Source organism: Enterobacter sp. DVT3837, assembly GCF_056238685.1.
Genome location: NZ_JBWDLA010000002.1, coordinates 936,077 through 958,629 on the forward strand (window position 1 = coordinate 936,077; position 22,553 = coordinate 958,629).

The 22,553-nt window shown below is 51.6% G+C and carries 24 protein-coding genes; 15 read left to right on the forward strand and 9 right to left on the reverse strand.

Annotated elements, in window-relative coordinates; all coding sequences use genetic code 11:
- Positions 1 to 76: 76 nt before the first annotated feature.
- Both AC0XWG_RS19355 and AC0XWG_RS19360 read right to left on the reverse strand, forming a co-directional pair.
- A complete protein-coding gene (locus tag AC0XWG_RS19355; protein ID WP_475680945.1) occupies positions 77 to 1,084 on the reverse strand; it encodes an AraC family transcriptional regulator in 1,008 nt (335 codons plus the stop codon).
- A gap of 39 nt (positions 1,085 to 1,123) precedes the next feature.
- A complete protein-coding gene (locus tag AC0XWG_RS19360) occupies positions 1,124 to 1,615 on the reverse strand; it encodes an OsmC family protein (RefSeq protein WP_028017503.1) in 492 nt (163 codons plus the stop codon).
- A gap of 121 nt (positions 1,616 to 1,736) precedes the next feature.
- Between AC0XWG_RS19360 and AC0XWG_RS19365 the strand changes: the two genes are divergently transcribed.
- Positions 1,737 to 2,387, forward strand: a complete 651-nt coding sequence (locus AC0XWG_RS19365; RefSeq protein WP_049005989.1) for a GntR family transcriptional regulator — start codon at positions 1,737 to 1,739, stop codon at positions 2,385 to 2,387.
- A 12-nt stretch (positions 2,388 to 2,399) separates the two neighbouring features.
- On the opposite strand, the gene AC0XWG_RS19370 is transcribed toward AC0XWG_RS19365, so the two are convergent.
- Positions 2,400 to 2,978, reverse strand: coding sequence for a TetR/AcrR family transcriptional regulator (locus AC0XWG_RS19370; protein ID WP_475680946.1), 579 nt, complete (start codon positions 2,976 to 2,978; stop codon positions 2,400 to 2,402).
- A gap of 103 nt (positions 2,979 to 3,081) precedes the next feature.
- On the opposite strand from AC0XWG_RS19370, the gene AC0XWG_RS19375 reads away from it, so the two are divergent.
- Positions 3,082 to 3,549, forward strand: a complete 468-nt coding sequence (locus AC0XWG_RS19375; protein WP_475680947.1) for a nuclear transport factor 2 family protein — start codon at positions 3,082 to 3,084, stop codon at positions 3,547 to 3,549.
- A gap of 40 nt (positions 3,550 to 3,589) precedes the next feature.
- Here the strand turns inward: AC0XWG_RS19375 and AC0XWG_RS19380 are convergent, their stop codons facing one another.
- Positions 3,590 to 4,129 (reverse strand): ester cyclase, encoded by a 540-nt coding sequence (locus AC0XWG_RS19380; RefSeq protein ID WP_129324803.1) that lies wholly within the window; start codon positions 4,127 to 4,129, stop codon positions 3,590 to 3,592.
- Between the two features lie 92 nt (positions 4,130 to 4,221).
- On the opposite strand from AC0XWG_RS19380, the gene AC0XWG_RS19385 reads away from it, so the two are divergent.
- Positions 4,222 to 5,202, forward strand: a complete 981-nt coding sequence (locus AC0XWG_RS19385; protein ID WP_000019450.1) for an IS5-like element ISKpn26 family transposase — start codon at positions 4,222 to 4,224, stop codon at positions 5,200 to 5,202.
- Positions 5,203 to 5,240: 38 nt separating this feature from the next.
- Here the strand turns inward: AC0XWG_RS19385 and AC0XWG_RS19390 are convergent, their stop codons facing one another.
- Positions 5,241 to 6,473, reverse strand: a complete 1,233-nt coding sequence (locus AC0XWG_RS19390) for an alkene reductase (protein WP_475680948.1) — start codon at positions 6,471 to 6,473, stop codon at positions 5,241 to 5,243.
- Positions 6,474 to 6,572: 99 nt separating this feature from the next.
- Here AC0XWG_RS19390 and AC0XWG_RS19395 point away from each other — a divergent pair, with 99 nt between their 5' ends.
- Entirely contained in the window at positions 6,573 to 7,484 is a 912-nt protein-coding gene (locus tag AC0XWG_RS19395; protein WP_475680949.1) for a LysR family transcriptional regulator, read from the forward strand.
- An 83-nt stretch (positions 7,485 to 7,567) separates the two neighbouring features.
- Positions 7,568 to 7,882 carry a PTS sugar transporter subunit IIB gene (locus AC0XWG_RS19400; RefSeq protein WP_475680950.1) on the forward strand — a complete coding sequence of 105 codons (315 nt, stop codon included), beginning with the start codon at positions 7,568 to 7,570 and terminating at the stop codon, positions 7,880 to 7,882.
- Between the two features lie 44 nt (positions 7,883 to 7,926).
- On the opposite strand, the gene AC0XWG_RS19405 is transcribed toward AC0XWG_RS19400, so the two are convergent.
- Positions 7,927 to 8,295: a MerR family transcriptional regulator gene (locus AC0XWG_RS19405; protein ID WP_134708374.1), complete on the reverse strand. Its 369-nt coding sequence runs from the start codon at positions 8,293 to 8,295 to the stop codon at positions 7,927 to 7,929.
- Positions 8,296 to 8,391: 96 nt separating this feature from the next.
- Between AC0XWG_RS19405 and AC0XWG_RS19410 the strand changes: the two genes are divergently transcribed.
- From AC0XWG_RS19410 to AC0XWG_RS19435, 6 genes are all read left to right on the forward strand, one after another.
- Complete coding sequence (locus AC0XWG_RS19410) at positions 8,392 to 9,186, forward strand: SDR family NAD(P)-dependent oxidoreductase (RefSeq protein ID WP_475680951.1); 795 nt, start codon at positions 8,392 to 8,394, stop codon at positions 9,184 to 9,186.
- A gap of 209 nt (positions 9,187 to 9,395) precedes the next feature.
- Entirely contained in the window at positions 9,396 to 10,010 is a 615-nt protein-coding gene (locus tag AC0XWG_RS19415) for a TetR/AcrR family transcriptional regulator (RefSeq protein WP_028017513.1), read from the forward strand.
- A 74-nt stretch (positions 10,011 to 10,084) separates the two neighbouring features.
- A complete protein-coding gene (locus AC0XWG_RS19420) occupies positions 10,085 to 11,194 on the forward strand; it encodes an efflux RND transporter periplasmic adaptor subunit (RefSeq protein ID WP_128348928.1) in 1,110 nt (369 codons plus the stop codon).
- The gene (locus AC0XWG_RS19425; RefSeq protein WP_475680952.1) at positions 11,191 to 14,280 is read left to right on the forward strand and encodes an efflux RND transporter permease subunit; all 3,090 of its coding nucleotides are present in this window, start codon (positions 11,191 to 11,193) and stop codon (positions 14,278 to 14,280) included. The genes AC0XWG_RS19420 and AC0XWG_RS19425 overlap by 4 nt, the downstream gene beginning before the upstream one ends.
- A 34-nt stretch (positions 14,281 to 14,314) precedes the next feature.
- Positions 14,315 to 14,908, forward strand: a complete 594-nt coding sequence (locus AC0XWG_RS19430) for a TetR/AcrR family transcriptional regulator (protein WP_049006831.1) — start codon at positions 14,315 to 14,317, stop codon at positions 14,906 to 14,908.
- A gap of 73 nt (positions 14,909 to 14,981) precedes the next feature.
- Complete coding sequence (locus AC0XWG_RS19435; RefSeq protein ID WP_049006829.1) at positions 14,982 to 15,587, forward strand: NAD(P)H-dependent oxidoreductase; 606 nt, start codon at positions 14,982 to 14,984, stop codon at positions 15,585 to 15,587.
- On the opposite strand, the gene AC0XWG_RS19440 is transcribed toward AC0XWG_RS19435, so the two are convergent.
- Positions 15,577 to 16,053 (reverse strand): WbuC family cupin fold metalloprotein, encoded by a 477-nt coding sequence (locus AC0XWG_RS19440; protein ID WP_028017518.1) that lies wholly within the window; start codon positions 16,051 to 16,053, stop codon positions 15,577 to 15,579. The two genes, AC0XWG_RS19435 and AC0XWG_RS19440, sit on opposite strands and share 11 nt — an antisense overlap.
- Positions 16,054 to 16,533: 480 nt before the next feature.
- Between AC0XWG_RS19440 and AC0XWG_RS19445 the strand changes: the two genes are divergently transcribed.
- Positions 16,534 to 17,121, forward strand: a complete 588-nt coding sequence (locus AC0XWG_RS19445; protein WP_128348926.1) for a LysE family translocator — start codon at positions 16,534 to 16,536, stop codon at positions 17,119 to 17,121.
- A gap of 59 nt (positions 17,122 to 17,180) precedes the next feature.
- Here AC0XWG_RS19445 and AC0XWG_RS19450 read toward each other — a convergent pair whose 3' ends face one another.
- On the reverse strand, positions 17,181 to 18,074 hold the full coding sequence (locus AC0XWG_RS19450) for a LysR family transcriptional regulator (protein WP_128348925.1): 894 nt from the start codon (positions 18,072 to 18,074) through the stop codon (positions 17,181 to 17,183).
- Positions 18,075 to 18,451: 377 nt separating this feature from the next.
- Here AC0XWG_RS19450 and AC0XWG_RS19455 point away from each other — a divergent pair, with 377 nt between their 5' ends.
- The 3 genes from AC0XWG_RS19455 (at position 18,452) to acuI (ending at position 21,718) form a co-directional block, all read left to right on the forward strand.
- A complete protein-coding gene (locus AC0XWG_RS19455; protein WP_028017529.1) occupies positions 18,452 to 19,012 on the forward strand; it encodes a winged helix-turn-helix transcriptional regulator in 561 nt (186 codons plus the stop codon).
- Between the two features lie 127 nt (positions 19,013 to 19,139).
- Positions 19,140 to 20,414, forward strand: coding sequence for a beta-ketoacyl-ACP synthase II (gene fabF, locus AC0XWG_RS19460; protein WP_108089983.1), 1,275 nt, complete (start codon positions 19,140 to 19,142; stop codon positions 20,412 to 20,414).
- Positions 20,415 to 20,734: 320 nt separating this feature from the next.
- On the forward strand, positions 20,735 to 21,718 hold the full coding sequence (acuI, locus tag AC0XWG_RS19465; protein WP_134708367.1) for an acrylyl-CoA reductase (NADPH): 984 nt from the start codon (positions 20,735 to 20,737) through the stop codon (positions 21,716 to 21,718).
- A gap of 50 nt (positions 21,719 to 21,768) precedes the next feature.
- Here acuI and acuR read toward each other — a convergent pair whose 3' ends face one another.
- The gene (acuR, locus tag AC0XWG_RS19470; protein ID WP_128348924.1) at positions 21,769 to 22,425 is read right to left on the reverse strand and encodes an acrylate utilization transcriptional regulator AcuR; all 657 of its coding nucleotides are present in this window, start codon (positions 22,423 to 22,425) and stop codon (positions 21,769 to 21,771) included.
- Positions 22,426 to 22,553: the final 128 nt, after the last annotated feature.

Genomic DNA, 22,553 nt, shown 5'->3' on the forward strand with positions numbered 1-22,553 from the left:
TTAGGCCCTACGTTAACTAGCGTACCGCGCCATATGACTCGCAAACTGCGCCATCGAGCGATAAATATGCACCTGTTTACTCAAGACGCATGGCTGTCCTGGCCGCTTCAGGGGTCTGGCCCGTCCAGGTCATAAATGCGCGATAGAATGAGTTAGGATCTTCAAAGCCAAGCAAAAATGCGATCTCATACCCGGAAAGACGCGTATTACGAAGATAATGACGGGCCAGGTGTTCGCGACAAGCATTAACAAGGTTGCGAAAGTTACCCCCTTCTTGCTCAAGCCTGCGTTGCAGCGTGCGTTTGCTCATTCCCAGACGCTCCGCCGCTTTTTCAATAGTCGCTTCGTTACCGGGAATAAGTTCCAGGAGTACCGCACGAACGCGCTCGGCGGTTGAAGCCAGTTCATTTAACTGACTGAGACGACGCTGAAGTTCTGGTTCAAATACCTGCCACATCCCCTCATTTGCCGTTAAAAACGGCCGAAGAGCATCAGTCGAGGAAAAGCTGATGGCAGGCTGTTCTCCATATTGCACGTCAGTTCCAAAGAAATGGGAAAAGTGGCTGTTCTGAACCGCTGACGGCAGTGCAGAGACACGGACCTGTAAGGGGTTAACCGGTTCGCGGGTCCCCAGCCGCAGAAGCTTGAGCAGGAAGCCCAGCTCTGCCGCCTGCAGAGACGGCGGGATAGCTATCGCATAGAGCCAGCGCGGTGAAACGGTAAGTATGCCGTTTTGTTCCACCGTTGTTTCCAGAACCATGGGTGCAATAAGCTGTTTATATCTGGCCAGACGCTGGACAGCCTGCATCATATTGCTGCTACACAGTGCGGCAAAAAGTGGTGGATCAAACACATCCGCTGAGATCAACTCAATGAGCGGTACGGGAAAGGCAGGATGGTTCGTTTCGGCCTCCAGCGCGCTCCAGAAGCGGATGTATTCATGCGTATCGAGTCCGCGCGCTTTTTGCAAAAAGAGATCGTCAGGTAATCCTGCCCTGCGGAGAATGCGTACTGGCTCAAGCCCCGCGTCTTTCAGCAGCGTTTTCCAGCTTATATCGAGAGCGAAAGTACGGTTATAGGCCATTTGCTCATTTCCGGTGTGAAGGTTAGTCAACGCTTAGCGTTATTGCTCATCGACGTGTGAGCTGGCGCTATGCAGTATTGTTGGCTCGCACGTCACAGGGAAATTCAGCGAGTTAGCAATAAAGCAAAGCTCATGCGCGCGGTGATGAAGTGCCACAGCGCGATCGATATCATCCCCAGGACGAAGCGTAATGTCGGGCTTGAGCACAATAGAGGTGAAACATCCCTTTTCTCCTTCGCGCATCGTTCCTTCCGCCCGGTCAATATAGGTATAAACGCTTATCCCCGCTTCAGCGCAAAGATGCAAATACCATAATTTGTGACAGGCAGAGGCTGACGCGACAAGAAGATCTTCAGGATTCCAGCATGATGCATCACCAAGAAATGCAGGATCTGATGAACCTGCAATCGGAGATTTATCACCCGCCGTGATGTCATAAAGCCGATCATAGGCTTTATAGGCTTCCGTCCCACGGCCTTTGTTCCCTTTCCACTCAACCTTAACCTGATAATGATGCTCACGATGGCTCATCTTGATACTCCCGATAATGATATCCGATGGGTTTTACTCGCGATGTTTGTTCGCACATCCCCTGACTCGACGTAAGCTAGCAGATGGTATACCATTATTCTATCTTTTCAGGAGAAACAGTATGCAACTGAACGCCCTTTCGACCCCGGACGTGCTCGCCAGTGAATTAAGAAAGATGATCAACAGCGGCCGTCTGCGTGATGGAGAAAGGCTTGTTGAAAGGGATCTCGCCAGTTATTTCTCTGTCAGCCGAATTCCCATGAGAGAAGCGATCAGACAGCTTGAACGCGATGGGCTGGTGGAAATTTTCAGGAATCGCGGCGCTGTTGTCAGAACGCTATCCGTTGAGGATCTGGATGAGATTTACTCCCTACGCGCCTTGCTGGAAGGTGAAGCCGTCTTTCAGAGCGCGAAAATGGTGAATTCTGATACGCTGGCGAGAGCAGAACTGACGCATACGCTGCTCGCCAGAACGACTGAATTTGAAATGCAGGGCGCACTAAACCGGGAGTTCCACGATCTTATCTACAGTGGGTGCAAAAACCAACGCCTGCTGAAGTTGATTAATGATACCCGCAATCAGATAGAGCGATATGAATATCTCCAGCGAAAGCTCCTTTCTGAAACCCCAGTTTTTCAGGATGACCATGCAGGCATCCTTACAGCTTGCAAGGAACGGGATGCAGAGAAAGCACGGGCTGAAGTCATGCGACATATTCATAGTGCAGGAGAAATACTGAAAACGTTCATCAGCCGCCGCGTTGAGGGTTAAGGGGAAGTCTCATTAACCCTCTATCAACCCGGCTAATGCCCTCCTCAATGGAGGGATGACATCATCCGTATCCATGCCCATTTGTGCATGGATAATTGCGCCGTCAATGAGCAACATGATTTCGTTGGCGACGTTCTCATTCGTCATGCCCGTCATCTGCGCAATGATTTTCTTTGTTTCGATTTTATGATCGCGGCATATCTCTTTTATTTCGCTTTCAATATCTTCCGATTTTGCCTCTGCGCTGGCATTAATAAACGCGCAGCCGTGGAAATCGGACGAAATAAACCATTCGAAAAGCGTTTCAGATATCGCATCAGAAGGTATTTTACCTTCAACGAGATGTCGACGCAGCGTGGACTCAAACCAGCTAATCCATATTTCATGCCGATAGTGCAAATAGGCAAGAATAAGTAAACTTTTACTCGGGAAATGGCGATAGAAAGTCACCTTTGTCACTTTCGACGCTTTAATCAGCGTATCCACCCCCGTCGCCCTGAAACCTGTGGAATAAAACAGATCGTGCGCCGTCAGTAATATCTTATCCCTGACGCTGATTTTTGTATCGTTGCTTACGGGGTCTGTTTTCACTTTTCGGTAGCCTCAAAACGGATGTTGACAACGTTATTTCACAGGCATAGATTACCGCAAGTAGACAGACCTGTCTACATAATGTAACCCTGAGGTAATCGCCATGAACACACGTCCTCCATTACCGCCCTTCACGCGTGAAAGTGCTATCGAAAAAGTCAGACTGGCAGAAGATGGCTGGAACAGTCGCGACCCGGCGAAAATCGCACTCGCCTATTCACTTGATACCCAATGGCGCAACCGTGCGGAATTCGCCACCAACCGTGAAGAGGCCCAGGCGTTTCTGGAGCGGAAATGGAAAAAAGAGATGGATTATCGCCTGATTAAAGAGCTCTGGGCATTTACGGATAACCGGATCGCGGTTCGCTACGCCTATGAATGGCATGATGATTCAGGCAACTGGTTCCGTTCATACGGCAATGAAAACTGGGAGTTTGAGCCGAATGGGCTCATGAAGCGTCGTTTTGCCTGTATCAACGATATGCCGATCAACGAATCAGAGCGACTGTTCCACTGGCCACTGGGCATACGCCCGGACGATCACCCCTCTCTGAGCGATCTGGGTTTATAGGATTTTCGCATCACTCCGGGCAGACCCCGGAGTGATGAATTTACAACGCCCCCAGTTGCTTCATCAGCGTCAGGTTGTCCTCAATATGCCAGTTAGCCACAATTTTGCCGTCACCGATCTCATAAATATCCGTGGCGATAAAATCTATTTTCTGCCCCTTTCCTTTTAGCTTGCCAAATGTCCCGGTGAATGTGCCGTGAAAATGTAAATGGGATACGACACGGCTACCCGAAATAATCATTTGCTCAACGTCACAGCGTAAATCAGGTACGGCCGTACGAAATGCCCGGGAAGCTAAAATAGCGCCTTCTGGACCTTGCTTGCGACCTTCAGGAGGCGTTTTATCAATAAAATTAATCGCCAGGGCATCACGGGCCAGGGACTCTTTCCCCGTATTCCAGAACGTTGCATACTCTCTGGCAACATATTCATTCGCCGCTAATTGCGTCTGCGTCAAGCTTTTATCGACAATAAGATGTTCCGGCTTCACCAGTTCAACCTGGGCCGAAAATGCGGTTCCCGTGGTACCAGCAAGAATAAGCGCCATTATGCCTGGGGAAAAAAATGTTGAATATTTCATAATCTCTCTCGACACGTTATTTAGGGAAGGTGCGAACAAGTTCCTGATATGAGATCATCATATTCATCCGGAGCGCATCCCAGAGGGACATCATGAGCCATCAACTCACCTTCGCCGATAGTGAATTCAGCACTAAGCGCCGTCAGACCCGAAAAGAGATTTTCCTCTCCCGCATGGAGCAGATTCTGCCATGGCAGAATATGACCGCTGTCATCGAGCCGTTTTATCCCAAGGCGGGCAATGGCCGACGGCCCTATCCGCTGGAGACCATGCTGCGTATTCACTGCATGCAGCATTGGTACAACCTGAGCGACGGTGCCATGGAAGATGCCCTGTACGAAATCGCCTCCATGCGCCTGTTTGCCCGATTATCCCTGGATAGCGCCCTGCCGGATCGCACCACCATCATGAATTTCCGCCACCTGCTCGAGCAGCATCAACTGGCCCGTCAATTGTTCAAGACCATCAATCGCTGGCTGGCCGAAGCAGGCGTCATGATGACCCAAGGCACTTTGGTGGATGCCACCATCATTGAGGCACCCAGCTCTACCAAGAACAAAGAGCAGCAACGCGATCCGGAGATGCATCAGACCAAGAAAGGCAATCAGTGGCACTTTGGCATGAAGGCCCACATTGGTGTCGATGCCAAGAGTGGCCTGACCCACAGCCTGGTCACCACCGCGGCCAACGAGCATGACCTCAATCAGCTGGGTAATCTGCTTCATGGAGAGGAGCAATTTGTCTCAGCCGATGCCGGCTACCAAGGAGCGCCACAGCGCGAGGAGCTGGCCGAGGTGGATGTGGACTGGCTGATCGCCGAGCGTCCCGGCAGGGTAAAAACCTTGAAGCAGCATCCGCGCAAGAACAAAACGGCCATCAACATCGAATACATGAAAGCCAGCATCCGTGCCAGGGTGGAGCACCCGTTTCGCATCATCAAGCGGCAGTTCGGCTTCGTGAAAGCCAGATACAAGGGGCTGCTGAAAAACGATAACCAACTGGCGATGTTATTCACCCTGGCCAACCTGTTTCGGGTGGACCAAATGATACGTCAGTGGGAGAGATCTCAGTAAAAACCGGAAATAACGCCAGAAATGGTGGAAAAAATAGCCTAAATAGGCTGATTCGATGTGTTTGCGGGAAAAAAATCGGCCCAGATCCGCGAAATTTTAATCAGCGAGTCAGCTTGGGAAGAAATGACCTGCTTATTCGCACCTTCCTTAGATAACTGCAAATCATTCTCTTGCAGGTTGTATATTGGATAATCGGTATATCCCGTCGCAGTGCCACCAAACAACGTGGCGGGGTCTCGCACCTGAGCCAGAGGCAACTGGTGCGCCAGCCGGTGAGGTAAATCCGGGTTGGCAATAAACGGCCGTCCGAACGCAATCAAATCGGCATAACCAGCAGCAAGTATTTTTTCCGCTTTATCAAGGTCATAGTTTCCTGCGACGATAAGGGTTCCGCTAAACGTCTCGCGAAGCGATTGACGGAAATGGTCAGGCACCTGAGGCGCATCGTCCCAGTCAGCTTCCGCCAGGTGGATGAACGCGATCCCTTTTTGCTCACACCAGGCCGCAAGAGCGAGTATGGCTTCCGTCACCTGCGGATCGTTCATCCCACGTTGGGTAATAAACGGTGAAAGCCGGATGCCCGTACGCTCGGGACCAATAGCCTCCGCAATCGCGTTCAACACGTCCTGGGCAAAGCGGATCCGGTTAGCAAGCGTGTCGCCATACTCATCCGTACGTTTGTTGGAGGTTTGACGCAGGAACTGGTCGATCAGATAGCCGTTTCCGCCGTGAACCTCTACGCCGTCAAACCCGGCCTGAACGGCATTCAGTGCCGCCTGGCGGTAATCCGCGATGATGCTGTGAATGTCCTTTCGCGAGAGCGTTCTCGGCTGCGGGCAGTCAACCATTTGACCTTCCCCCTGTTCATTCACCACCCACACTTTGGCGTCCGGCGCCAGTGCTGAAGGGGCGACGGGCTTACCGTCCTTGTGAAAACTGGCGTGCGACATCCGGCCGACGTGCCAGAGCTGAGAAAAAATCACCCCACCCGCCTGATGCACAGCGCCCGTCGTGAGTTGCCATCCTGAAACCTGCTCCGGCGAATGGATACCGGGTGTCCATGAGTATCCCTGGCCCTGAGGCGAGATCTGCGTGGCTTCCGTAATGATCAATCCCGCGCTGGTACGCTGTCGGTAATACTCAGCCATCAGTGAGGTCGGAATATTTCCTGGCTGAAGGGAACGCGCGCGGGTCATCGGCGCCATAACGATACGATTTTTGAGGTTTAGCTCACCTAACCTGTAACGTTCAAAAAGTGAAGTACGGTTCATGATTTCATCTCGAGTGGTTTGGATGAAATCACTTTACAGCTCACCTCTTCTTTTGATAATTACAGCAAAAACAGATGCACTTTTCGGAAAAAATGAATAATGGGCAAACTTGAAGACATGGCATTACTGGTTGAAGTTGCCGAGGCGGGTAGTCTTTCCGCCGCCGGACGACGCCTGTCGCCTTCCCCTGCCACCATGACGGCCAGGTTAAAAGCGATTGAAGAGCGTTACCAGACACGCCTGTTCCATCGTTCTACGCGCGCCATTACGCTGACCCGTGCAGGCGAAGAGTTTTACCATGCCGCGCTTCGCGTGCTGGAAGAGATGCATCACGCCGAGTCGTTACTGACGCAAAAAGAAGGTGTACTCAGCGGCAACATTCGCCTTTCTGCACCCTCTGACTTTGGCAGACAGTATCTTAGCCCCGCCGTTCTTGAATTTTCCCGATGCCATCCTGAAGTGAAATTTTTCATCTACTTAAGGGAGCATGTTGAGGATCTGGTCGCTAACCGGCTGGATATGAGCGTGCGTTTCGGCAACCTGCCGGACAGCAGCCTTGTCGTCAGAAATATCCGTCCGAATCATCGGGTGCTGGTCGCCTCCGGGGCGTATCTTAGCGATCGTGGTACCCCCTCCACCTTTGCCGATTTAGCCCAGCACCGATGCCTGGCACTTGAGTCTCAGGGCGTGGTGATGAACGAATGGCGTTTTGAAAGTGAGGGAGAAGAAACCATCGTTCGTATAGAACCTGCCATGGTGTGCGACGACGGAGCATTGCTTCGTCAGTGGGCGCTCAGTGGCGCGGGTATTGCAGGAAAATCGTGGTGGGACGTCAAAGACGATGTTGAGAGCGGTAAGCTCATGGTGCTGTTTGCCGACAGCTTCACCGGGTTTAGCCGTTACGACCGCAAAGACGTCGGGCTGCAGTTTGTTTACCCACAACGCAAATTACAGCCGCTTCAGGTCACGGCATTTAGTCAGTTTTTTCTCGACTGGCTAAAAGAGCATTAATTTGTCGCCGAAATAAGAGACAGCACTCATTTCGGTGACACCCTCAGGACTACCCTAAGAGCGGTTTTCAGGAGGAACAAAACATGAAAAAGCTTCTGATATGTTGTTTGTTTGGTAATACCGCAAACTCGCTCGCCAAAAAGATGCAGTCTCTGGCAGAACGCGAAGGTTATCCACTGATGATTAGTGCTGTAGGGCTGGATAATTTCGTCAGTGTCGCTCCCGCTTTCGATGGTTTCCTCATTGCGCCGCATATTCAGTACAAACTCGATGAGATAAAAGAAACGGTGGGGAATACGCGTTCAATCGCCATTGTTGAGAGTCTGCCATATGCGTCTCTGGACGCGAAAAAGGTATTGAATTTTGTGAAGGAGCAGATGCCTGAACTGGCTGCCTGACATATAAGGCCGCATCGGTTTTTGCGGCCTCCTCTCTCGGTCTATCAAAATTCATCTACGCAAGGTTCGCCAACCTTATTAATGGCGTTAGTTATCCTGGCTCTGAGTTCAATTAACGCCGCTTCTTTCTCTTCCAGCTGCTGCAACTTGCGGCGCAGAGACGCTTTTTTTTGCTCTGCAGTAAATTTGTCATCGACCCAAACAGCTAAAACGTCGGATATTTCGGCTAAGGTAAAGCCCAGTATTTTGGCATGCTTGATCATTTTCAATCGCTGTAAATCGACCGCGGAATACACTTTGTAGTTGTTGCTACGATTAGGTTGCGGGATATTCTCTAACAACCCCTGCCTTTCATAATAACGTACCGTCTCTTTTGACAATCCCGTTTTCGCACACAGTTCGCCAATTCGCATCGCGCCGCCCTCACCTTGTAAAAATCACGCTTGACCGTGTACCTAAGTGCACGGTTTATCCTGTGTTGCATCTATCAGGGATACGGGATTTAAAATATGAATTCTTTTGATTATACAGGAAAAACAGCGTTGATTACCGGGGCGTCCTCGGGAATTGGTCGTGATTTCGCCCGGCAACTTGCGAACCGCGGCGTGTCATTGATTCTGATCGCCCGCTCCGAGAAAAAGCTACAGGCACTTGCTACAGAGCTAGTCAAAACGCATGGTGTATCAATCGCTATTATTGTCCAGGACTTAGTGGAACCAGATGCCATTTCTGCCATTACGGAACGGCTGGAAAAATTAAGACGTTACCCCGACATTCTGATCAATTACGCCGGGTTCGCCACCTATGGTCCCTTCGGAAAACTGTCCATGGATCGTCAGCGTGATGAGATAAACGTGAACTGCCTGGTACCCGTGGAACTGACTCACGCGATACTACCCGGAATGCTCAAGAAAGGGTCTGGGGTGATCATCAATGTGGCTTCAACCGCGGCGCTACAACCGGACCCCTACATGGCGATTTATGGCGCAACAAAAGCTTTTTTACTCTCCTTCTCGAGTGCGCTTTGGGCAGAATACCGCACACAGGGTATTCGCATTTTGGTGCTTTGCCCCGGTGCAACGGACACGGCCTTTTTTGATGTGGTCAATGCCGAAGAAGCCTCGGTAGGTAAAAGGATGCCAGTGGATAAAGTCGTTACCCTGGCATTAAGGGCTGTCGATGCTAACCGCAGCTATCTGATTACCGGGTGTGGCAACTGGCTACTGGGGCAGTTACACCGATTCGTAACACGCAAACGTCTGTTGCTCATCGTTGAAAAAATATTACGTCCACGCTCTCCTTAAGAAAAATACTCTCGTTTCAGTGCAAAGGAATTGCACTGAAACCCTCACACATCGCCACAGATAGATGCCATCGCGCGCGAAAAACAGTGATACACTTACCCCATCTGGTTGATTGTCCCGTCTGAATGGCTTATGACAAAACAGAAGGTAACCAAAGTATAAAATGGTCACTCGTTGTCAATCAAATCCCGTCACGCTAAGCTTAAATAATGACTAAAAATATGAACGCCCCATCAACACGTGGTCCCCTTGACCACTCTGTCAGAGAGCAAATCGTCGAAGCGGCTTTTGAGCACTTCGGTCACTACGGCTATGAGAAAACCACCGTCGCCGAACTGGCTAAATCCATCGGTTTTTCAAAGTCCTACATTTATAAGTTTTTCGATTCCAAACAAGCAATTGGTGAAGTGATCTGCGCTAACCGCCTGGAGCTGATTATGGCGGCAGTGCTTTCCGCCATCAATGATGCGCCTTCAGCAAGCGAGAAATTACGCCGTCTTTTCAAAGCGCTCACCGAGGCAGGAAGCGAGCTGTTTTTCCACGACCGTAAGCTTTACGACATTGCCGCCGTTGCCGCACGCGAGCAGTGGCCTTCGACGGAAAGGTACGCGGAAAGCCTGATGAAGCTGATCGAGAGCATCATTATAGAAGGCAGGCAGGCCGGCGAGTTCGAAAGAAAAACACCGCTGGATGAAGTCACCCATGCCATACACATGGTGATGTGCCCTTTCATTAACCCCATTCAGTTGCAGTACAACCTCGAAATGGCCCCCACTGCGGCGGTACTTCTCTCCTCACTGATTTTAAGAAGCCTGGCCCCCTGATTTGTGACCATTGACAATATTGGTCACTAGTCAGAGAATGCGGATACCGTCCTGTTATTTCAAAAAGGTTTCCCATGCTCAGGCTCACTTCAGCCCGCGTTGCCGTTTGTCTCTTGCCGTTTGCCCTTGTGGCGTGCGGCGATATTTCCGCGAGTGATGACCCACGCACCAGGCCACCGCTTGTTAGATCGGCCTCCGTTGAGCTTGCGAACGAGTCTCTCCACGCTTTTACGGGTGTGGTGGTCGCAAGAACACAAAGCGATTTAGGTTTCAGGGTTCAGGGAAAAATCCTCGAACGCCTGGTTGATACGGGACAGAGTGTCAAACAGGGGCAACCCTTACTGCGCCTGGATCCGGTTGACCTGAGATTACAGGCCCAGGCACAGCAACGCGCGGTGGACGCGGCCCAGGCGCGTGCGAGAAAAGCGTCCAGCGATGAGGCGCGTTATCGCGGCCTTGTGGCCTCCGGCGCCGTGTCTGCCTCGGAGTATGACCAGATCAAAGCGGCGGCCGATACGGCCAGGGCCGATCTCAGCGCCGCCCGGGCACAAGCCAACGTAGCGCAAAATGCTACGGGCTATGCCGTTCTGCTGGCGGATTCAGACGGCGTGGTAATGGAGACGCTCGCCGAACCGGGTCAGGTTGTCAGTGCCGGGCAGGTCGTAATCAGGCTCGCCAGAGCAGGACAGCGTGAAGCGCTCGTGCAGCTTCCGGAAACGTTGCGCCCTGCCGTCGGCAGCGCAGCGCAAGCCACACTTTATGGCAATGAAAAACACCCGGTCACCGCGACGCTGCGCCTGCTGTCAGATTCAGCCGACGCCACAACCCGCACCTTTGAAGCACGGTACGTACTGGAAGGTGCAATGGCGAATGCACCGTTAGGAGCTACCGTCACGCTGAACATTCAGGACAATAAAGCGGAAGGTCAGGTCATGCAGGTCCCACTGGCATCGCTCTATGATGCAGGCAAAGGTCCGGGCGTCTGGCGCATTTCCAGCCAACCAACAAAGGTCGTATGGACGCCCGTCAAAGTACTGAGCGTGGGTGAAGATGCGGTGCAGGTCACAGGTGCTGTGAAGCCCGGCGAGAAGATTGTTGCATTAGGTGCCCACCTTCTGCATGAAGGTGAAATCGTCAGGCTTGCCGTACAACGTAGTGCCGTCCTGGCGGAGAACACGCCATGAGCGAAAATCGCTTCAACCTCTCAGCGCTGGCCGTCCGCGAGCGATCCATCACGCTGTTCCTGATCGTTCTTGTGACAATTGCCGGTATTTACGCCTTTTTTGGGCTCGGACGCGCGGAAGATCCGCCCTTCACGGTGAAACAAATGACGGTGATTACCGTCTGGCCGGGTGCCACCGCGCAAGAAATCCAGGATCAGGTTGCCGAACCGCTGGAAAAGCGGCTGCAGGAACTTAAGTGGTATGACCGTACGGAGACCTATACCCGTCCTGGTATGGCGTTTATCACGCTATCATTGCAGGACAAGACCCCGCCAACAGAGGTACAGAAGGAGTTCTATCAGGCGCGTAAGAAGCTTGGGGATGAATCCCAACATCTCCCGGCGGGCGTCATCGGCCCGATGTTCAATGACGAATTCTCGGATGTTACCTTTGCCCTCTTTGCCCTGAAAGCGAAAGGCGAGCCACAGCGGCAGCTGGTACGTGATGCCGAAGGCCTGCGCCAGCAGCTTCTGCACGTACCTGGCGTGAAGAAAGTGAACATTATTGGTGAACAGGCCGAACGGATTTATATCTCCTTCTCGCATGACCGTCTGGCGACAATGGGGCTCTCGCCGCAGGATATTTTCAATGCACTCAACAGCCAGAACGCGTTAACCGCTGCGGGTTCCATTGAGACCCGGGGCGCACAGATTTTTATCCGCCTGGATGGAGCATTCAATGAGTTGCAGAAGATCCGCAATACACCTTTTGTGGCTCAGGGGAAAACGATCAGGCTGGCCGATGTGGCAACGGTTGAACGCGGCTATGAAGATCCCCCAACGATGCTGATTCGTAATCAGCATGAACCCGCTCTTCTGCTGGGCATTGTGATGCGTGAAGGCTGGAACGGTCTGGCGCTGGGTAAAGCGCTGGATGCGGAAACGGCAAAAATAAATGATAGCCTGCCGCTTGGCATGTCCCTGAGCAAAGTCACCGACCAGTCCGTGAATATTCGCTCGTCGGTCGATGAATTCATGATCAAATTCTTTGTCGCCCTGCTTGTGGTCATGGTGGTCTGTTTTGTCAGCATGGGCTGGCGCGTGGGGGTGGTCGTTGCGGCGGCGGTACCGCTGACGCTGGCGGTTGTCTTCGTGGTGATGGAAGCCGCGGGAATAAACTTTGACCGCGTCACCCTTGGCTCCCTGATTCTCGCCCTCGGTCTGCTGGTTGATGACGCCATTATCGCCATCGAAATGATGGTGGTGAAGATGGAGGAAGGTTACGACAGAATCAAAGCTTCCGCCTACGCCTGGAGCCATACCGCAGCGCCGATGCTGGCCGGTACGCTGGTAACGGCGATTGGCTTTATGCCGAATGGTTTTGCCCAGTCGACAGCCGGGGAATACACCAGCAATATGTTCTGGATTGTTGGCCTTGCACTGATTGCGTCGTGGTTTGTCGCCGTGGTGTTCACACCGTATCTGGGTGTGAAGATCCTGCCCAACATCCCCAAAGTGGAAGGGGGTCATGCCGCCATCTATAACACGCCCCGCTATAACCGTTTTCGCCAGCTGCTTGGCCGCGTTATCGCCAGAAAATGGCGGGTGGCTGGTTCTGTGGTCGCCATTTTCATCCTGGCCGTGCTCGGCATGGGGCTGGTAAAAAAACAGTTCTTCCCGACCTCCGATCGCCCGGAAGTGCTGGTTGAGGTACAGATGCCTTACGGTACCTCAATTGCGCAAACCAGCGCCGCAACGTCAAAAATTGAAGCGTGGCTCGGCCAGCAGCCGGAAGCCAAAATTGTCACTGCCTATATTGGTCAGGGCTCGCCCCGTTTTTATCTGGCGATGGCACCCGAGTTGCCCGACCCTTCATTTGCGAAAATCGTGATCCTGACGGACGGTGAAACGTCGCGCGAGGCGCTCAAGTTGCGGCTCAGAGACGCCGTCGCCAACGGGCTTGCGCCTGAAGCGCGCGTGCGGGTGACGCAGCTGGTGTTTGGTCCGTACTCCCCCTTCCCGGTTGCCTGGCGAGTCTCAGGGCCGAATGTTGATCAAGTACGGGACATTGCCGATCGGGTGAAAGCCGTACTCCAGGCCAGCCCGATGATGAGAACCGTCAACACCGACTGGGGATCGCGCGTGCCCGTATTACATTTCACTCTGGATCAGAACCGCCTGCAGGCCACCGGGTTAACCTCCAGCACCGTCGCTCAGCAGCTGCAGTTCCTGCTATCCGGGGTGCCGATTACTTCTGTGCAGGAAGATATTCGTTCGGTTGAAGTCATTGGTCGTGCCGCGGGTGATATCCGTCTTGACCCGGCAAAAATCGAGGGTTTCACCCTTGTCGGCAATGCGGGACAGCGTATTCCGCTGTCTCAAATCGGCAAAATTGAGATTGGCATGGAAGACCCAATACTGCGCCGACGCGATCGTACCCCCACGATTACCGTGCGGGGCGATATCGCCGACAATCTTCAGCCACCGGATGTGTCTGTCGCCATCATGAAACAGCTCAAGCCGATTGTTGACGCCCTACCGCCTGGATACGGTATCGAGATGGCAGGTTCTATTGAGGAATCGGGGAAAGCGACAAAAGCCATGCTGCCGCTGTTCCCGATCATGATTGCCCTGACGCTTCTCATCATCATTCTGCAGGTGCGTTCACTCTCGGCGATGGTGATGGTGTTCTTAACCGCTCCGCTGGGGCTGATTGGCGTGGTGCCTGTACTGCTGGTTTTCAATCAGCCGTTTGGCATCAATGCGCTGGTCGGATTGATCGCTCTTTCAGGCATTCTTATGCGCAATACGTTGATTCTGATTGGGCAAATCGACCATAACCAGAAAGAAGGTCTCGACCCGCTCCAGGCGGTAGTCGAGGCGACGGTCCAGCGGGCGCGACCGGTATTATTGACCGCAATGGCTGCAGTGCTGGCATTCATTCCCCTGACGCATTCGGTCTTCTGGGGAACGCTGGCCTATACGCTAATCGGCGGAACGTTAGGGGGAACAATCGTTACGCTCGTGTTCCTGCCTGCAATGTATGCGATCTGGTTCAGGATCCACCCGGTGGAACAACGCGTGCAGCACCCCGCAGAAAACGTGTAAACTACCATCAGTAGATAAAAGTTTTGAGGAAAGCATGGTTGTTAAGCGCTTAAGAAAAGAGGATCGCCGCGTGCAACTGCTGGAGGTTGCGCGTGGTATTGTCCGCCAGCAAGGCACGGAGGCACTGACGCTCGGTTATCTGGCCGAGCGGGCCAACGTGACAAAACCTATCCCCTACGACCACTTTGGCGATCGTGAAGGGTTGCTGATGGCGTTGTACCAGGATTATAGCGATCGGCAACTGGCGAAATTCCGTGAGACGCTGGCGGTCGACAGCAAAACACTGGAAAAGACGATCCGCTTTTTCAGCGCTGCCTATATCGACTGCGCCATTACCGCCGGGCCTGAAACCGGGCCGATCGCCGCGGCACTGTCCGGCTCCCGCGCGTTGCAAACGTTTCGGGAAGCCTGCGTGGCGGAATGTGCCGACTGTCTGCGTACCGCGCTTTCCCCTTTTATCGTTCTGAAAGGTGTCCAGGGCGAAGCGGTACTGACGGCCATCATTGGTGCAGCAGATGCTCTCAGCACGGCCGCAGGTAACGGCGCGCTCGCCCGAAATATTGCAGAAGATATGCTCAGTGGTGCCATGACTGGCGTGCTGGAGACCTACGTGAATAGCACAAAATGATCGCTCGGGGTGGATTGACGCTTAAGTTACCAATGGTAACATAAGCGTCAATTCTTACCCATTCGAGGTCACTATGTCTGCTACAAATGCCATTAATAACGCATTGATCGTGACGGCTCACCCTGTCGACAACTCATTATCCCATTCGCTGGCAACCCATATTGCCGTGAAATTACGCGAGCAAGGTACGCAGGTTGAAATTGCCGATCTGCATGCTGAAGGGTTTAATCCGGCCATGTCTCGTCCCGATCTTGATTTATATCACGGCGATCCCAGCGCCCTTCCCGGCGATATTCTGCGTGAGCAGCAGCGTGTTGAGCGAGCGGATATGCTGGTGTTTGTCTTCCCGGTGTACTGGTGGTCAGTCCCCGGTCTGTTAAAAGGCTGGTTTGATCGCGTTTTGACGCTGGACTGGGCATACAAGGTGGCAGAAGATGGCCGGATTGTGGGGAATTTACGTGACGTTCCCGTTCGCCTTGTAGCAACTGCTGGCACCGATCTCAGCGGATTCGATAAGCATGGTTACTCAACGGCGATTCAGACGCAGATAATCGAGGGTATTTTCGGCTTCTGCGGTTTGAAGAACGTCACGCTCGATATTCTTTTCCAGGCAGATACAGCGACACCTGCTCAGGTAGAAGATTTCCTGCAAGGGCTTGTGAGCACCATTACAGCGTAAAACCACCGTCACCCACTTGTGCCTGAGCGTACCATTTCATTAGCTCCGCGGTACCTGGCTCGTTTTCAGCAGGTGCCCATGGGGCTGAATCTTGTTCGGCAACAGGCTGGTAGCCACCGTGTTTTACCTCAAAAATGACCCCGCCTTTATCCAGCGATAACACGGCATGCCAGATCCCCGCGTCCATCTCCAGCACCTTGCAATCTTCACCCAGTACAACACGCTGGGTCACGTTACCATTGTCATCAAAATTCAGTACTAAAAAGCGCCCGCTAAGAGCCGTCAGCAGTTCAAACGTGTGCGGGTGACGATGAGGACGAACATAGGTACCTGGTTCCATAGCAATAGCCAGACGCTGAACCGGATCGCTGAGCTCAGGGTGCAAATTTCGATGAGCGCGTAAGCGAGGGGAATTTGCGGCTTGCTCGCTTTGTTGCTGCAGGTCACTGAACGTAATTTGTTTCATATAAACCTTTGGGAGTGTAGTTAGCTTACGGCAACCCGATTGCCGCAGCACGTTATACCATTAGAAACAGACAATCAGCTACCTTGATCCTCGATGACTTCAAACGCGCGTTCAATACACTCCTGCCCGTGATGTTTGTCGCAGGGTTTGTTGTTTCTGCACTGACTGGTAAATTTCCCGACCGTCGCGTTCCGCTGATCGCCCGGAAGGTTTGCTTACCGGGCTGACGATCACACCGTGGCTACGGTGCCAAAGAGTAATTGTTGATGGCTACACATGCGAAACGTGCAAATAATAATTAACTAATTGAATCTCCGACATGTTTATTAAAAGGATTATGTGAAAAAATCAAATACACCTTTATAGAAAACCCACTTTATCTGGTCATTTTTATCTATAGACTATGAGAATAACAGGAATGTAGTCGTGCATTAAAAATGTGCTTTAGTACAGAATCGTCGATAAGAATACGGAGATAAAATGACTTTATTTTTCGCAATGTTTTTGTTCTCCCTCACCATGTCCATTTCGCCAGGACCAGTCAACATGGTTATTATATCATCAGGCGCGAACCATGGATTTAGAAGAACGCTCCCATTCGTCTCAGGTGCGACAATAGGATTTACTCTATTACTTATTATTACTGGCTTTGGGTTCTATACTATCATTGAGCAGCACCCACTCTTCTTCAAATATCTCAACGTGGCAGGCTCAGCGTTTATAATATACGTAGGTTATAAGATAGCTTCATCCCAGTCTGAGTTGTCATTAACAAAATCAGAGGCACCTGGCTTCATTCAGGGCTTTTTACTTCAATGGCTCAACCCTAAAGCCTGGATTGCCTGTGCATCTGGAGTAGTACTTTTTTCTGAGCCGTCAAACAATTTCCCAATGATAGTTTTCATAACCACCTATTTCTTAGTGTGCTATCTCTCATTAGCTGCATGGGCCGTTCTTGGGAAGAATATTTCAACATTACTTAATAGCGCCGGACGCACCCGCGCCTTTAATTTATGTATGGGCGGAACACTGATCATCACTGCCTCCTACATGCTTCTCGCCCAATGAAAAACTATTTTGCACACTGACTACATTTAACCCATTTAATTATCAAACCTTTAAATCAATCATAATGAATGGGATTCAAAAGAGTTGTAAATATTATTAATTAACGTATACGCGATACTGCTGGTAGATATATTTGAGGGCCAAATCGCATAGACTTTTAGTGGTTCCAGTGACCAGTCAGGGAGAACCAACTGCATGTCTTCCTGCTTAATATCCTCTTTGCTGAGATAGCAAGGAGGAGCAGCGATTCCAACCTGATGCTTTGCAAGAGTATAGGCAGCTTCGACATTATCAACGTAAACCGTTGGCGTATACTTAATTACAGCTATCTCGCCATTTTTGTGCCTGAATTCTCGACTGCTCTGCAGCATGCTCAGACCAATCCAGGGCATTTTTTCTAAGTCATCAGGATGGTTGACAGGCGGGTAATTGCTCAGAAATTGCTTTGACGCAACAACGTGTCGGGGCAATACAAAAAGATGCCGTGCTTTGAGTGCGCTGTCCGGTAGTTCGCCAATTCGAAATGCAACATCAATACTATCGGCAATGATATCTTTGCGCGTGTCGCAATAAGAAATATTCAGGCAAACGTCCGGGTATTCCTTTATAAAACCTGCAAGATGGCGTGTGAATACACTATTTATAAAAACTGCAGGGATAGAAAGATTCAACTTATTGCTTGTTGAAATAGAACGCTGTTTAAACTCGATAAATCCCTTTTCATAGAGTTCTAACATAGCGTTAGCGGTTTCGAGCAAACTTGCTCCATCATGTGTCAGGGATAATTTGCGTGTATTTCTGTATAGCAAAGCACTTCCCAGATTTTTCTCCAGCTTAGAAAGATGTGTGCTTGCTGTCGCGGTAGTAAGCCCTAAAGCGTCTGCGCCACCTGAAATCGATCCAGCTTGTACAATTTTTGCAAAAACTATCAGGTAACGGATATCATCGATCATTTATATTCCTGAGTTCACTCATTAACTCAAAGCGTGAGAGATCTTCTATCAACCATAAAGCTATCATGTTTTTATTCACCGCCAAAGGTCATTTCTTTTTTATCGAAGGTTCTCGAGTGTATTTCAGGCAACTTCCGTTTCTGGTAAATCAATGATAACCAGTATGCCAGAGCTGCCTGGTTCTACAGAATGAGGAACGCCAGATTTCGCTACATAAAGTTGACCAGACGTACCAGAGATTTTTTTCCTTTCACACTCAGCTCCAGACGTCCATCAATGACCAGTGCAGCATTCAGATTGATTCTTAAGTAACTTGCATTTTGATAGTTACTATGCCAATTTGCTTGCGAAAGCCACCTATTCATCCAGGTCAGCCCATGAAAAATGAACTGCTTTGCCACGCTCCCTGCCCCATCGCCCGTAGTCTTGGCCGTATTGGTGACAGCTGGAGCATCATGATCCTGCGCGACGCCGCTTCGGGTTTTACCCGCTTTGACGAGTTCCAGAAAAGCAGTAACGTCGCGCCCAATATTCTTTCGCGCCGTCTTAAGTCGCTGGTAGATGACGGATTGCTGGAGAAGATTTGCTACAGCAGTTCACCACCGCGCTACGAATATCACCTCACACAAAGCGGACGCGATTTTCGCATGGTTCTGCTGGCGATGGCGGAATGGGGAAGCCGCCACTTTTCACCCGAAGGCCGTCAGATGCAATTGGTGGAAAGTGAAACCCAGCGTTCTGTGGAGCCGATCCTGGTCGATAAAGCAACCGGTGAGGAGATTGTTACAGGCAAATACACCATGGTACCGGGACCCGCAGCCTCACCGATGATGAAATACCGCCACGAATATCTGCTGCGCAAACGCGAAGGCGATAGCGCGCAAAAATTCCAACCCGAACCTTACAGAGATGCCAGCCATGAATCCGACCTGAATTAGCGGGAGGAACGAAGCAAGGTATTTCCCGAAGTAATTGACCTCATCATGATCGGTTTTTTGATTGTCGCGCTGCTGGTTTCATTGCTGAAAAAGTCGCCGGCACATTACTCATACAGGAGAGTTGTTTATGGGCGTTTCAGCTAAACGCATTGTTGTAACCGGGATGGGGATTGTCAGCCCACTGGGCTGCGGTGTACAACACGTCTGGCAGTCGCTGCTGGCAGGAAAGTCAGGTATTACAAAGCTTAGCGAGAAGTTGGTCGACGATATTCCCTGCAAAGTCGCTGGACAGGTTCCGTCCATTGAGAACGACCCGTTGCACGGCTTCGATCCGCTGGCAACCATTCCGGCCAAAGAACGTAAAAAGATGGATCGCTTTATCGAATTTGCGCTGGTTGCCGCGCGTGAAGCTCTGACGCAGGCCGGGTGGTCGCCTGCATCAACGACAGAACAAGATCGTACTGCAACGGTCATCGCGACTGGGATCGGCGGGTTCAGCGAGATCGCCAATGCGGTACATACGACGGATGAGCGCGGGCCGCGTCGCCTGTCTCCGTTCACCATCCCCTCTTTTCTTGCCAATCTCGCCGCCGGACATGTGTCTATTGCCCACGGTTTTCGTGGTCCCATCGGCGCGCCGGTCACCGCCTGTGCGGCAGGAGCGCAGGCCATTGGCGATGCTGCACGAATGATCCGCAGCGGCGAGGCCGATATCGCCCTCTGTGGCGGTTCAGAAGCGGCGATTCATCGCGTTAGCCTTGCCGGGTTTGCCGCAGCAAGAGCACTCTCCACCGCATCCAATGACCAGCCGGAAGCGGCTTCTCGCCCCTTTGACCGTGACCGCGATGGTTTTGTGATGGGAGAAGGTGCCGGGCTTATCGTGATTGAGTCGCTGGAGCACGCACTGGCACGTGGCGCCACGCCGCTGGCAGAGTTGGTAGGCTACGGCACCAGCGCAGATGCGTATCACCTGACAGCGGGTCCGGAAGACGGTAACGGCGCACGTCGTGCCATGGAAATGGCCATTCGTCAGGCGGGTGTCTCAGTAGAAGAGATTGACCATATCAATGCCCACGCCACTTCGACTCAGGTAGGAGACAAAGGTGAACTGGCAGCGATTAAAAGCCTGTTTGGCACGCATCCCGTTGCTATTACGTCCACAAAATCAGCAACCGGTCATCTGTTAGGTGCAGCCGGCGGAATTGAGGCCATCTTCACTATTCAGGCGTTGCGTGACCAGATAGTGCCGCCGACGCTGAACCTGTCTCACCCCGATGAAGACGCGGAAGGCCTGAACCTGGTGGCGCTGTCGGCTCGTCCTCAGAAGATGAACTACGCGCTGTCGAACGGTTTTGGCTTTGGTGGCGTCAACGCTAGCCTGCTGTTGAAACGCTGGGAGTAAGGATTCAGTTCCCCCCGCTGGCAAAGGCCGGCGGGTTTGGCCCGATAACCGCCCCGCTGATTATCCCCAACGCTATTTGAACAGAGTCTGACGTGTGTTTTATTTCCCGGTTCACGTCTGAAACGAGCATACATAATCTGCATTCAGCTCCTCATTTTGATTCGAATCAAAAGCTCACCCGATAATGCGATGAATTAACAAACAATTCTTGAATATTGCTAAAACGCTGGGATAGTAGCACTGATTATTAGACGATCGGTCAATATTGAAATTATACTGCTGTTTACGGGTAGCCATACAACCAAACTTACGAGGTAAAAATGTTTAACTCATTATTAATCAACAAGAAAGAAGACCATTACTCTGCGCAATTTGTTGAGACAGCTGAAAGCGATCTGCCTGACGGGGATGTCACTGTCAACATTGACTACTCTTCCATCAATTACAAAGATGCCCTGGCTATCACCGGGCGGGGTCCTATCGTCCGTCAGTTCCCGATGGTGCCGGGCATCGATTTTGCTGGCACTGTGTCCGCCAGTTCGCATCCGGAATATCAGGTCGGTGATCAGGTTCTCCTCACCGGCTGGGGTGTAGGGGAAAAACACTGGGGCGGGTTGTCCGAAAAGGCACGGGTAAAAGGCGACTGGCTGACGCCGCTTCCGGCTGGCGCAAACAGTAAACACGTCATGGCCATCGGAACTGCAGGCTTTACCGCGATGCTGTGTGTTGACGCCCTGCTGAACCACGGTGTTAAGCCTGAAGATGGCTCGGTACTTGTTACCGGAGCCAGCGGAGGCGTCGGAAGTATTGCGGCCATGATCCTGGCGTCAATGGGCTTCCAGGTCACCGCGTCTACCGGTCGCCCGCAAGAATCCGAATGGCTTTATAAAACGGTCGGGGTCAATGAGATTATTAATCGCACTGAGCTTTCCAGCCCAGGCAAACCGTTGCAGAAAGAACGCTGGGCTGCCGCGATTGATACGGTGGGCAGTCACACGCTCTGTAATGCCTGCGCCGGAGTTCGCTATGGTAGTATTGTTGCGGCCTGCGGCATGGCCCAGGGTATGGATATGATGGGTAATGTGGCCCCGTTTATTCTGCGTGGCGTTACGCTGAAAGGAATTGACAGTGTCATGTTCCCGAAAGAGAAAAGAGCGGCGATCTGGCAGCAGGCAATTACGTATTTACCAGAATCCAGACTGGATAGCCTGACCAGCGTATATCCGCTCAGTGAGGCCATCTCGGTGGCCGAAGCACTTCTTAGCGGCGGCATTCGTGGCCGGGCAGTGATTAAATGTAGCTAAAGCGACAGGATTATCGTTCTCTTAAGGGGCTGCTGTCAGCCCCTCTCTTTTTACTGTTCAGGTGCCACATCCTGCGATGGTTGATAGCGTACAGACGTTTTGAAGTAGCTCCAGAAGTCGTACACAGGTTGGGTGGAACAATAAAGTTTGGCACGCATTACAGCCCCCTCCCAACCACTCCAGAAAATAGCGGCCAGTTGTTTGTCATTCATATCAGAGCATATTTCACCGGAAGATAATGCATCGGACAAACAGGTCGCCACAAGCGCTTGCCAGCTTTCAAGAATATCCTGTAGCTGTTTAATAAAGGAGGGTGGAAGCCCCGGACTTTCCTGCATCATATTTCCAACCAGGCAGCCCCGGGTGAAATTGTACTTTTTAATCCCGTCGCAGGCATCGTGTATAAAATTTTCCAGGCGTAGCATGGGTGCGCAGGATGACGCATGCAGATGTTTTTTTAGTTTGTGCTCGAAGAAACTGTCGTAAGCACTCAGAACGGTCTGGACGTATTCCTCTTTGCTCTTGAAGTAATAATAAAATGAGCCTTTTGGAACACTGGCATTTTTGACAATGGCATCGACTCCCGTCGAAAGAAATCCATTCTGCGTCAGGAGTTCAAGTCCGCTGCGGATCAGATCATTACGGGTATCTGCATAGGTGCTTTCTGTTTTTCGTGGTCTTCCCCGCCCGCGCGTTTCGCCGATCATGACGCATCTCCTGCATGTTTAAACGGCAAAGAATAAGTGATTATACGCGACGGCTTCAATCAGTTTATCCCTTGCGGTATTGTATACGCCTCCCTGTCAACGGGCGGTCATACTACCTGCCGTTTGCC

Bases quoted from the DNA above. Each gene is read 5' to 3' on its own strand.
- AC0XWG_RS19420 (WP_128348928.1), top strand. From the start codon at position 10,085: ATGCTCAGGCTCACTTCAGCCCGCGTTGCCGTTTGTCTCTTGCCGTTT.
- AC0XWG_RS19380 (WP_129324803.1), bottom strand. From the start codon at position 4,129: ATGAAATATTCAACATTTTTTTCCCCAGGCATAATGGCGCTTATTCTT.
- AC0XWG_RS19445 (WP_128348926.1), top strand. From the start codon at position 16,534: ATGACTTTATTTTTCGCAATGTTTTTGTTCTCCCTCACCATGTCCATT.
- AC0XWG_RS19355 (WP_475680945.1), bottom strand. From the start codon at position 1,084: ATGGCCTATAACCGTACTTTCGCTCTCGATATAAGCTGGAAAACGCTG.
- AC0XWG_RS19405 (WP_134708374.1), bottom strand. From the start codon at position 8,295: ATGCGAATTGGCGAACTGTGTGCGAAAACGGGATTGTCAAAAGAGACG.
- AC0XWG_RS19410 (WP_475680951.1), top strand. From the start codon at position 8,392: ATGAATTCTTTTGATTATACAGGAAAAACAGCGTTGATTACCGGGGCG.
- AC0XWG_RS19400 (WP_475680950.1), top strand. From the start codon at position 7,568: ATGAAAAAGCTTCTGATATGTTGTTTGTTTGGTAATACCGCAAACTCG.
- AC0XWG_RS19360 (WP_028017503.1), bottom strand. From the start codon at position 1,615: ATGAGCCATCGTGAGCATCATTATCAGGTTAAGGTTGAGTGGAAAGGG.
- fabF (WP_108089983.1), top strand. From the start codon at position 19,140: ATGGGCGTTTCAGCTAAACGCATTGTTGTAACCGGGATGGGGATTGTC.
- AC0XWG_RS19450 (WP_128348925.1), bottom strand. From the start codon at position 18,074: ATGATCGATGATATCCGTTACCTGATAGTTTTTGCAAAAATTGTACAA.
- AC0XWG_RS19375 (WP_475680947.1), top strand. From the start codon at position 3,082: ATGAACACACGTCCTCCATTACCGCCCTTCACGCGTGAAAGTGCTATC.
- acuI (WP_134708367.1), top strand. From the start codon at position 20,735: ATGTTTAACTCATTATTAATCAACAAGAAAGAAGACCATTACTCTGCG.
- AC0XWG_RS19425 (WP_475680952.1), top strand. From the start codon at position 11,191: ATGAGCGAAAATCGCTTCAACCTCTCAGCGCTGGCCGTCCGCGAGCGA.
- acuR (WP_128348924.1), bottom strand. From the start codon at position 22,425: ATGATCGGCGAAACGCGCGGGCGGGGAAGACCACGAAAAACAGAAAGC.
- AC0XWG_RS19415 (WP_028017513.1), top strand. From the start codon at position 9,396: ATGACTAAAAATATGAACGCCCCATCAACACGTGGTCCCCTTGACCAC.
- AC0XWG_RS19390 (WP_475680948.1), bottom strand. From the start codon at position 6,473: ATGAACCGTACTTCACTTTTTGAACGTTACAGGTTAGGTGAGCTAAAC.
- AC0XWG_RS19435 (WP_049006829.1), top strand. From the start codon at position 14,982: ATGTCTGCTACAAATGCCATTAATAACGCATTGATCGTGACGGCTCAC.
- AC0XWG_RS19455 (WP_028017529.1), top strand. From the start codon at position 18,452: ATGAAAAATGAACTGCTTTGCCACGCTCCCTGCCCCATCGCCCGTAGT.
- AC0XWG_RS19385 (WP_000019450.1), top strand. From the start codon at position 4,222: ATGAGCCATCAACTCACCTTCGCCGATAGTGAATTCAGCACTAAGCGC.
- AC0XWG_RS19395 (WP_475680949.1), top strand. From the start codon at position 6,573: ATGGGCAAACTTGAAGACATGGCATTACTGGTTGAAGTTGCCGAGGCG.
- AC0XWG_RS19365 (WP_049005989.1), top strand. From the start codon at position 1,737: ATGCAACTGAACGCCCTTTCGACCCCGGACGTGCTCGCCAGTGAATTA.
- AC0XWG_RS19430 (WP_049006831.1), top strand. From the start codon at position 14,315: ATGGTTGTTAAGCGCTTAAGAAAAGAGGATCGCCGCGTGCAACTGCTG.
- AC0XWG_RS19440 (WP_028017518.1), bottom strand. From the start codon at position 16,053: ATGAAACAAATTACGTTCAGTGACCTGCAGCAACAAAGCGAGCAAGCC.